Origin of the sequence: Baekduia sp. (genome assembly GCF_035318805.1) — a bacterium.
In the GTDB taxonomy this organism is placed as follows: domain Bacteria; phylum Actinomycetota; class Thermoleophilia; order Solirubrobacterales; family Solirubrobacteraceae; genus Baekduia.
Map to the genome: position 1 here is coordinate 52,356 of NZ_DATHDY010000050.1, position 9,515 is coordinate 61,870.

The window sequence follows — 9,515 nt, forward strand, 5'->3', positions numbered from 1 at the left end:
CCTCCGAAACCCGACCGCGTTTACCCCCTTTTGGAGGTTCGACCCCGTGAAGCCCAAGATCCTGCTCTCCCTCCTGGCCGTGACCGCGCTGGTCGCCGCCGGCTGCGGCGGGGCGTCGGACGACAGCAGCTCGTCTGACGCCAGCGCCAGCAGCGGAGGCAAGAGCACGTCGTCGCTGTCGCTGGTCGCGTACTCGACCCCCGAGGTCGTCTACGACGAGATCATCCCCGACTTCCAGAAGACGCCCGAGGGCAAGGGCGTGGCGTTCAAGACGTCCTACGGCGCGTCGGGCGAGCAGAGCCGCGCGGTCGCCGCGGGCCAGAAGGCCGACATCGTCGCCTTCTCGCTGGCGCCCGACGTCGACAAGCTCGTCAAGGAGAGCCTCGTCCCGGCCGACTGGGTCGACCAGACCACGGCCGACGGCGGCACGGGCGGCTTCGTCACCACGTCGCTCGTCTCGTTCGTCGTCCGCAAGGGCAACCCGAAGGGCATCCACGGCTGGGACGACCTGCTCAAGCCCGGCGTCAAGGTCGTCACGCCCAACCCGTTCACCTCGGGCGCGGCCAAGTGGAACATCATGGGCGCCTTCCAGCACGGTGGGCTGGACTACGTCAAGAAGCTGATCACCGACCACGTGCCGGTCCAGCCGAAGTCCGGTCGCGAGGCGCTGCAGACGTTCACCGGCGGCGAGGGCGACGTCCTCATCTCCTACGAGTACGAGTACACGACGGCCGTCAAGAAGGGCGAGAAGGGCATCGAGCTCGTCCAGCCCGACGACACGTTCCTGATCCAGAACCCGATCGCCGCCACCAGCGCGACCGGCGCTGCGGGCAAGGCCTTCGTGAAGTACACGCTGAGCGACGCCGCCCAGCAGCACTTCGCCGACTGGGGCTACCGGCCCGTCAACCAGGCGGTGTTCGACAAGAACAAGGCCAAGTTCCCGGACCCGGGCACGGTCAAGACCATCGACGACTTCGGCGGCTGGTCGAAGGTCAACGACGAGCTGTTCGACCCTGAGAAGGGCTCGGTCGCCAAGATCGAGGACGACGCGGGCGTCTCCACGGCGAAGTGAGCACCGCGGCCGTCACCTCCGAGGCGCCCGCCCGGCGCCGCCGCCGGACCGCGGCACGGTCCGGCGGGGTGGGCGGGATCGGCCTCGGCATCGTCACGCTCTGGCTGAGCCTGATCGTGCTCCTGCCGCTCGCGGCGGTGACGGCCAAGTCGCTGGACGGCGGCCTGTCGGCGTTCTGGGACTCGGTCTCCAGCCGGCAGGCCGTCGCCGCGCTGCGGTTCACGATCGTCGTGTCGGTGGCCGTCGCGGCGATCAACGCCGTCGCGGGGCTGGCCATCGCGTGGACGCTCGTGCGCGACAGCTTCCCGGGCCGCCGGATCGTCAACGCGGTCATCGACCTGCCGTTCGCGATGCCGACGATCGTCGCCGGCATCACGCTGCTGGCGCTGTGGGGGCCGACGAGCCCGGTCGGCGTCAACCTCGCCTTCACGCAGCTCGCCGTCGCGCTCGCGCTGCTGTTCGTGACGCTGCCGTTCGGCGTGCGCGCGGTGCAGCCGGTGCTGATCGAGCTCGACGAGGACATGGAGCAGGCGGCGGCGTCGCTGGGCGCGCGGCCGCTGACGATCTTCCGGCGGATCATCCTGCCCAACCTCGTCCCGGCGATCCTGTCGGGCGCGGCGCTGTCGTTCGCCCGCGCGGTGGGCGAGTTCGGCTCGATCGTCCTGATCTCGGGCAACAAGCCGTTCGACACGCAGGTGTCGTCGGTCTTCATCTTCAAGCAGATCGAGAGCGACAACACGCGCGGGGCCGCGGCGGTGGCCGTCGTGCTCCTCGCCGTGTCGCTGTCGATGCTCATCGCGCTGCGCTTCATCGAGTATTGGGGCGACCGCCATGACCACTAGCCGCGCGGGCCGGCTCTCCGTCCGCTTCCTCGCGCTCGGCTACCTGGCCCTGCTGCTGCTGGTCCCGATCGGAATCGTGCTCTACCGGACGTTCGAGCCCGGCATCGGCGCGGTCTGGTCGTCGATCACGACGCCCGCGGCCGTCCACGCCTTCTGGCTGACGATCGAGATCACCGCCATCGCGGTGCCGCTCAACACCGCGTTCGGGATCGTCGCCGCGCTCGTGCTCGTGCGCTCGCGCGTGCGTGGCAAGCGCGTGCTCGAGGCGCTGATCGACCTGCCGTTCGCGATCTCGCCGGTCGTCATCGGCCTGTCGCTGATCCTGCTCTACGGGCGCCAGGGCTGGCTCGGCCCGACCCTGAGCGACGCCGGCATCCAGGTCATCTTCTCGCTGCCCGGCATGGTGCTGGCGACGATCTTCGTCTGCCTGCCGTTCGTCGTGCGCGAGGTCGTGCCGGTGCTGCGCGAGATCGGCGACGAGCAGGAGCAGGCCGCGGCGACGCTCGGCGCCACGCGCTGGCAGACCTTCTGGCGCATCACGCTGCCGGCGGTCCGCTGGGGCGTCGCCTACGGCGTCGTGCTCTCGACCGCGCGGGCGATCGGCGAGTTCGGCGCGGTCAGCGTCGTCTCGGGCAAGATCGCCGGCGAGACGATCACGCTGCCGCTGCTCGTCGAGAACCGCTTCTCCAACTTCGACCTGGCCGGCGCCTACGCGGCGTCGGCGCTCCTGGCCGTCATCGCGCTGGCCACGCTGCTCGCGATGACCGTCCTGCAACGCAAGGGTGATGCCCGATGATCTCCGTGTCCTCCGTCTCCAAGCACTACGGCGACTTCGCGGCGTTGAGCGACGTCTCGGTCGACATCGCGCCGGGGTCGCTGACCGCGCTGCTCGGGCCTTCGGGGTCGGGCAAGTCGACGCTCCTGCGCGTGATCGCGGGGCTCGAGGTGCCCGACGAGGGCCGGGTCGTCCTGGAGGACGTCGACGTGACGACGCTGCCGCCGCAGCGCCGCGACATCGGTTTCGTGTTCCAGCACTACGCGGCGTTCAAGCACCTGTCGGTGCGCGAGAACGTGGCGTTCGGGCTCAAGGTGCGCAAGCGCCCGAAGGCCGAGGTCACGGCGAAGGTCGACGAGCTGCTCGGCATCGTCGGGCTGGCCGGCTACCAGGACCGCTACCCGTCGCAGCTGTCGGGCGGCCAGCGCCAGCGCATGGCCCTCGCCCGCGCGCTGGCCATCGAGCCGAAGCTGCTGCTGCTCGACGAGCCGTTCGGGGCCCTGGACGCCAACGTCCGCGCCGAGCTGCGCGCGTGGCTGCGGCGCCTGCACGAGGAGGTCCACGTCACCACCGTCCTGGTCACGCACGACCAGGAGGAGGCGATGGAGCTGGCCGACCGGATCGTCGTCCTCAACGCCGGGCGGATCGAGCAGGTCGGCGCGCCGCGAGAGCTCTACGACGCGCCCGCCAACGACTTCGTCATGGGCTTCCTGGGCCCGGTGGCCCGCCTCGGCGGTGGGCTGGTGCGCCCGCACGACCTCGTCCTGCGGATCGACCCCGACGACGGCGCGGTCGAGGCGCAGGTCACGCGCGTCGTGCACCTCGGCTTCGAGGTCCGCGTGGAGCTGCAGCTCGCCGGCGACGGGACGGTGGCCGCGCAGCTGACGCGCAACGAGGCCGAGCAGCTGGAGCTCACGCCGGGCGACATCGTGTACGTGCGGCGCGACGGCGGCGGGTCCGTGACGCCGGTCGCGGCGAGCGCCGGGCCGGAGCCTGGGGACCCGGGCTCCGTCGCCGCGGCGTAGCCCGGGTCAGCCCGCGGTGCGGGCGACCAGCCCCGCCTCGGTGTGCACGAACTTGTAGGCGTAGGCGGCGCGCCGGCCGTCGGCGTCGGTCACGCGGACCGACACCCGCGTCTTGGCGGTGACCCGCAGCGGGTGCGCGAGCGTCAGCAGCGGCGCGTGCTCGTGGCCGGTCAGCGTGCGCTTGCCCAGCCGCTGCTTGGCGCAGCCGACGTCGCAGCGCAGCTCGACGATGCCGGCCGCGAGGCCGGGGGCGGCGCGCAGCGCCAGCAGCTCGCCGAGCACCCGGCCGTCTCGGTGGCGCGCGGCGCGCAGCGTGAGGCGCGGGGTCACCTTCAGCGGCTGGAGCGCCGGGCGGCAGGGCACCAACGCGCCCGCGGAGCCCGAGAACCCGTCCTCGTGCACGAGCGTGGCGACGAACGTGAGCTGGCCGCCGGCCGGGCACGAGCTCAGCGCCACGCCGGAGTCGAAGTGCAGGTCGAGCGCATCGACGACGGCGTCGATGCCCGCGACGGGGTGGCGCAGCTCGGCGGGCGTGGTGACCGTGAGCGTCGTGCCCGTCGCGCCGAACGCCGCGGTGGCGGGCAAGGTGTAGTCCATCGGTGCCGCGCAGCCCGTCGCCGTCGTCGTCTGAAAGCGGATCCCGTAGCCACCGGCCGCGGCCTGGGTGATCGGGCCCGAGCCCGCGCAGCGCTGGCCGCCGGCCTGCGGGAAGCCGGTCGTGCCGATGCCCAGCCCGGACGTCTGGCTGCCGATCGTCGCGCCTTCGGGCTGGGCGGTCAGCCTGAGCGCCGGATCGAGCGTCAGCGTCAGCGTGGTCCACGGCGACGGCTGCGGGGCCTCGGGGAGCGAGATGCGCAGGCGCAGCGTGGTGGGGCCGGGACGCGGCGCCGGCACGGCGCCCGCCGGCCCGACGGTCGCCTGCAGCGTGGCGTCGGGCCCGGCGCTCGCGGCGGGAGCGGTGAGCCCGGCCGTCGCGCACGCGACGGCCAGCGCCGCGAAAGCGCGCCTCACCGGCGCGTCACCCACGCCTCCGGGTCCTTGGCCAGCGCCTCGATGTCCTTGGGCAGCGTGCCCGAGGCGAGGTCGGCGAGCGTGACGTTCTCGACCACGGAGCGCAGGCTCGCGCGGACCGAGATCCACACGCGCTGCAGCGGCTCGGCGCTCCCGGCGTATTCGACGTCCTCGGGGCGGCCGCCGCGCACCGACGCCAGCGGGCCCTCGACCGCGCGGATGATGTCGGCGACCGTGATCTCCTCGGCCGGGCGGGCCAGCCAGTAGCCGCCCTCGGCGCCGCGGCGGCTGGTGATCAGCCCGGCGTGGCGCATGTCGGCGAGGATGTTCTCGAGGAACTTCAGCGGGATGCCCTGGGCCTGTGCGACCGCGTCGCCCTTGGTGGGGCGCTCGGTCCCCTGGCTCGCGAGCTCGATCGCTGCCCGTACCGCGTAGTCGGCCTTGGCGGAGATGCGCACCGGCGCATCGTTCCAGACGCGTCGGAAGGGCGCGGCGTGGCGTGCCCTACAACAGCCCGAGCGACCGGCCCGCGTCCGCCGCCAGGTTCAGCAGCGGCGACGGGATCACGCCGAAGACGACGATCGCGGCGCCCGCGAGGACGGCCACGGCCGTGACCTCCCAGTCGCCGCGCTCGACGGCGGGGTCGGCGCCGGCCAGGCGGGGTGCGCCGTCGGGGGTCACGAGCTCGGCGCCCGTGGCGGGACGCATCCACATGGCCGCGACGACGCGCAGGTAGTAGCCGAGGGAGATCATCGAGCCGACGACGATCACGATGCCGAGCCAGGTGTAGCCGCCGTCGGCGGCCGCGTCGATCAGCGTGAACTTGCCGATGAAGCCGGCGGTCGCGGGCAGGCCGGCGAGCGAGAGCATCGCAAGCGTCATCGGCCAGGCCAGCAGCGGACGCGTCGCGCCGATGCCGTTGAGCGCCGAGATGTCGTCGCCGAGCACCGTCTCGCGCTCGCGGGCGATGATCACCGCGAACGCCGCCATGTTCATCATCAGGTAGATCGCGAGGTAGAAGATCGTGGCCTGCACGCCGAGGCGCGTCACGACGATGACGCCGGCCAGCAGGTAGCCGGCCTGGGCGACCGACGACCACGCCATCAGGCGCTTCAGCGACGACTGCCCGAGCGCGCCGACGTTGCCGACGATGATCGTGATCGCCGCCAGGGCCGCGACCGCGGGCGCCCACACGTCGTGCGCGTCGATCAGCGCGACGTCGAAGATGCGCACGAGCGCGCCGAACGCCGCGGCCTTGGTCGCGACCGCCATCCACGCGGTGACGGGCGTGGGCGCGCCCTCGTAGACGTCGGGCGTCCACTGGTGAAACGGCGCGACCGAGGCCTTGAAGCCGAGGCCGACGATCGTCAGGCCGATGCCGGTGAGCAGCAGCGGGTCCTTGGCGATGTCGCCGCTGATCGACCCCGCGATGTCGGCGAAGTCGGTGGCGCCGGTGCCGCCGTAGATGAACGCGAGGCCGTAGAGGAAGGTGGCCGAGCCGACCGAGCCGATGATGAGGTACTTCAGCCCCGACTCCAGCGAGCGCTCGCGGCGCATCTCGGTCGCGCAGAGCACGTACAGCGGGATCGACAGCAGCTCGAGGCCCAGGAACAGCGTGACCAGGTTCTGCGCGGCGGCCAGGATGACCATGCCGGCCGCGGAGGTCAGCATGAGCGCGAAGTACTCGCCGTGGGCCGCCTCGCGCGGCGCCAGCGCCCGCCACGACAGCAGCGTCGCGCCGATGCCCGTGACGCTGACGATGAAGGCGATCATCAGCGTCAGGTCGTCGAGGCGCATCGCGCCGTGCGAGCCCTTGGCGACGAACAGGTCCTTGGCCTCGTCCCACTGCCAGACGCCGAGGCCGATGCTCGCCCCGAACGCGACGACCGTGAAGAACGGCACGAGCTGCTCGCGGATGAACCGGCCGCGCAGCAGCCCCGCCATCAGGACGATCAGCGACCCGCCCAGCAGGGCGAGGATCGGCGAGACGCCGGCCCAGTCGATCTTGGGGGTGGAGACGGCGGCAGCGAGCATGGGGGCGAGGTGGGTCACGGTCAAGGCGTGGGCTGGGCGGTCGGCCGGGCTGCCGTCTGCGGCGCGGAGCCCGAGATCTGGCTCGCGGCCTGCACGGACTGCGTGATCGAGCGCTCGCCCTTCTTGAGCGCGATCTGCGGGTAGAAGGCGAGCGCGACGATCACCGCGACGAGCGGCACCAGCACGACGCCCTCTCCGAACGTGATGTCGCGCGAGACGACCTCGGGGCCGACGCGGTTGTGCATCGTGCGGATGAAGAGCCGCAGCGCGTAGACCGCGGCCATCCCGACGCCCGTGAAGGCGATGCAGCAGATGACCAGCTTGGAGTGGAAGACGCCGAGCAGGATGAGGAACTCGCCCGCGAAGTTCGAGGACCCGGGCATCGCGAGCGTCGCGAGCGTGACGATGAGGAACAGCGCGGCGAGCACGGGGGCGCGGAACGCCACGCCGCCCATGTCGCGGAGGTCCTCCGAGCCGTGCGCGCGCTCGGCCAGGTAGGCCACGATCACGAACGCGGGCGCCACCACGACGCCGTGGTTGACCGCCTGCAGGATCGCGCCCTGGGCGCCGTCGGTGTTCAGCGCGAACACGCCGAGGACGATGAAGCCGAGCTGGGCGATCGACGAGTACCCGAGCACGAGCCGGATGCTGGTCGTCGTGAACGCGAGCGCCGAGCCGTAGATGATCGAGCACAGCGCCAGGATCAGCATGAGCGTCTGGAAGTGCGCGGACGCGTCGGGGAAGATCGGCAGCACGACGCGCAGGAAGCCGTAGGCGGCCACTTTCGACAGCACGGCCGAGAACACGGCCAGCACGGGCAGCGGCATGTTGCCGTAGCCGTCGGGCATCCAGCCGTGGAAGGGGAAGGCCGGCATCTTCACCAGGAACGCGGCCGCGAAGCAGAGGAAGATCCACTCCTGCGAGCCCTTGCCGAGCGGCGAGGCGGCGAGGTCGCTGAACGCGAAGCTGAGGTCGTTGCCGGTCTGCTGGGAGACGAGCACGCCCGTGGCGATCGCCGCGGCGAGCATCAGCAGCGAGCCGACCAGGGTGTAGATGAACAGCTTGGTGATGGCCGCGATGCGCGTGCCCTCGGGACCCCAGATGCCCGTGAGGAACAGGAACGGCAGCAGCATCAGGTCGAAGAACAGGACGAAGAGCGCCAGGTCCTGGGCCATCAGCGCGCCGAGCACGGCGCTCTCGGCGACGCCGAAGAAGAAGAAGAACTGCTGCGGCCGCGGGAGGGCGGGACCGGCTCTGCGAGCCGCCCACACGATGCACATCAGGAACACGAACGCGGCCATCGCGATGAGGAACAGGTTCAGGCCGTCGATGCCCAGCTTGTAGTGGATGCCGAGCGGCTTGATCCACATCGCGTCGGTGACGTCCTGCAGCCCCTTCGCGTTGCGCTCGAAGTCGGCGATCGCCCAGATGGTCCACGCGAACGTGCCCAGGGCGCCGAGGATGGCCAGGGCGCGCGAGGCGACGCCGGGCAGGAACAGCCCGATGAACGCGGCGGCGGCCGGCAGCCAGAGGGGGATGGAGAGGGGAAGGCTCACGAGGACTGGAGGAGGAAGTACAGGATCACGCCGCCGGCGCCGACGAGCAGCAGCGCCGCGTAGGCGCGCAGGAAGCCGGACTGCAGCGCGCGCACCGCGGCCGAGCCGGCACGGACGAGGTTCGAGCTGCCGCCGACCAGGGTGCCGTTGACGAAGATCCGCTCGAACGTCTGCTGGCCGAAGCGGCCGAACCAGGCGAAGGGGCGGACGACCACGAGGTCGATCGCCTCGTCGAAGTACCACTTGTTGACGAAGAAGCGGTGCAGGTAGGGGACGCGCTCGCGCATCCGCACGGCGAGTTGCCCCTCGGCGCGACCCCAGATGGCATAGGCGATGAAGATGCCCAGCAGGCCGAGCGCCGCGCCGATGACGAGGCCCGCGACCAGCAGGCCGTTGCTGGGGTCGACGACGACCGAGGAGCCCTCGAAGCTCGGCTCCAGGAAGGTGTCGAACCACGTGGTCGTCTTGGGGACCAGGACGATCCCGCCGACGGTCGCCAGCAGGGCGAGCGACCCCATGGCCAGCTTCATCGGCAGTGCCCACTCGGCGATGTGGTGCTCGGGGCCGGGGAAGCCGACGTCGGCGTCCTCGACCTCGCCGGTCGCCGGGTTCGTCGGCTGCGGCGCGTGGTAGAGGTGCCCTTGCTCGAGCTCCCGGGCGGGCTCGACCGGCTCGCCCCAGAAGGCGCGGAAGATCATGCGCCACGTGTAGATCGCGGTCATCAGCGCCACGACGTACCCGACGACGTAGAGCACCCAGTGCCAGCCGCCCTGGGCGGCCTCGACGAGCAGGATCTCGTCCTTGGAGAAGAACCCCGAGAACGGCGGCACGCCCGACAGCGCCAGGCCGCCGACGACGAAGCAGAGGAACGTGAACGGCATGGCCTTGCGGAAGCCGCGCATGTCGTCGAGGTTCTGGTTGCCGCCCATCGCGCTGATCAGCGAGCCGGCCGCCATGAACAGCAGCGCCTTGAAGAAGGCGTGCGTCATCAGGTGGAACATGCCCGCGACGTAGGCGCCGGAGCTCACCGCCATGATCATGTAGCCGATCTGCGACATGGTCGAGTAGGCGATGACGCGCTTGAGGTCGGTGACGACCATCGCGATCGTCGCGGCGACGAAGAGCGTGACGACGCCGATGATCGTGCCCACGTCGGCCGCGGCGGCCGACTGCTCGAAGAGCGGGTGCATGCGGGCGATC

General features: G+C 71.4%; 9 protein-coding genes. 4 read left to right on the forward strand and 5 right to left on the reverse strand.

All coding sequences use genetic code 11. The annotated features are described in order from the left end of the window. The first annotated feature begins 46 nt into the window (after positions 1 to 46). The 4 genes from VK501_RS11875 to VK501_RS11890 are packed head-to-tail and all read left to right on the forward strand — an operon-like array spanning position 47 to position 3,714. Positions 47 to 1,072, forward strand: a complete 1,026-nt coding sequence (locus VK501_RS11875; protein ID WP_324337629.1) for a sulfate ABC transporter substrate-binding protein — start codon at positions 47 to 49, stop codon at positions 1,070 to 1,072. Continuing rightward, a complete protein-coding gene (gene cysT / locus VK501_RS11880; RefSeq protein ID WP_324337630.1) occupies positions 1,069 to 1,914 on the forward strand; it encodes a sulfate ABC transporter permease subunit CysT in 846 nt (281 codons plus the stop codon). Before VK501_RS11875 ends, cysT begins: the two co-directional genes overlap by 4 nt. After that, the gene (gene cysW / locus VK501_RS11885; RefSeq protein WP_324337631.1) at positions 1,904 to 2,710 is read left to right on the forward strand and encodes a sulfate ABC transporter permease subunit CysW; all 807 of its coding nucleotides are present in this window, start codon (positions 1,904 to 1,906) and stop codon (positions 2,708 to 2,710) included. The genes cysT and cysW overlap by 11 nt, the downstream gene beginning before the upstream one ends. Beyond that, positions 2,707 to 3,714, forward strand: a complete 1,008-nt coding sequence (locus VK501_RS11890; RefSeq protein WP_324337632.1) for a sulfate/molybdate ABC transporter ATP-binding protein — start codon at positions 2,707 to 2,709, stop codon at positions 3,712 to 3,714. The genes cysW and VK501_RS11890 overlap by 4 nt, the downstream gene beginning before the upstream one ends. A 6-nt stretch (positions 3,715 to 3,720) precedes the next feature. Here VK501_RS11890 and VK501_RS11895 read toward each other — a convergent pair whose 3' ends face one another. From VK501_RS11895 to VK501_RS11915, 5 genes are all read right to left on the reverse strand, one after another. After that, complete coding sequence (locus VK501_RS11895; RefSeq protein ID WP_324337633.1) at positions 3,721 to 4,725, reverse strand: hypothetical protein; 1,005 nt, start codon at positions 4,723 to 4,725, stop codon at positions 3,721 to 3,723. Further along, positions 4,722 to 5,183, reverse strand: a complete 462-nt coding sequence (locus VK501_RS11900; protein ID WP_324337634.1) for an Rrf2 family transcriptional regulator — start codon at positions 5,181 to 5,183, stop codon at positions 4,722 to 4,724. Before VK501_RS11900 ends, VK501_RS11895 begins: the two co-directional genes overlap by 4 nt. A 46-nt stretch (positions 5,184 to 5,229) precedes the next feature. Further along, a complete protein-coding gene (locus VK501_RS11905) occupies positions 5,230 to 6,759 on the reverse strand; it encodes an NADH-quinone oxidoreductase subunit N (protein ID WP_324337635.1) in 1,530 nt (509 codons plus the stop codon). A 20-nt stretch (positions 6,760 to 6,779) separates the two neighbouring features. Then, a complete protein-coding gene (locus VK501_RS11910; RefSeq protein WP_324337636.1) occupies positions 6,780 to 8,315 on the reverse strand; it encodes an NADH-quinone oxidoreductase subunit M in 1,536 nt (511 codons plus the stop codon). Further along, positions 8,312 to 9,515: proton-conducting transporter membrane subunit (locus tag VK501_RS11915; protein WP_324337637.1), on the reverse strand; the 1,204-nt coding region annotated here is incomplete at its 5' end. The genes VK501_RS11910 and VK501_RS11915, both read right to left, overlap by 4 nt.

What these genes read in the sequence shown, in the direction of transcription:
- cysW (WP_324337631.1), top strand. Translation starts at nt 1,904, where the DNA reads ATGACCACTAGCCGCGCGGGCCGGCTCTCCGTCCGCTTCCTCGCGCTC.
- VK501_RS11890 (WP_324337632.1), top strand. Translation starts at nt 2,707, where the DNA reads ATGATCTCCGTGTCCTCCGTCTCCAAGCACTACGGCGACTTCGCGGCG.
- VK501_RS11905 (WP_324337635.1), bottom strand. Translation starts at nt 6,759, where the DNA reads ATGCTCGCTGCCGCCGTCTCCACCCCCAAGATCGACTGGGCCGGCGTC.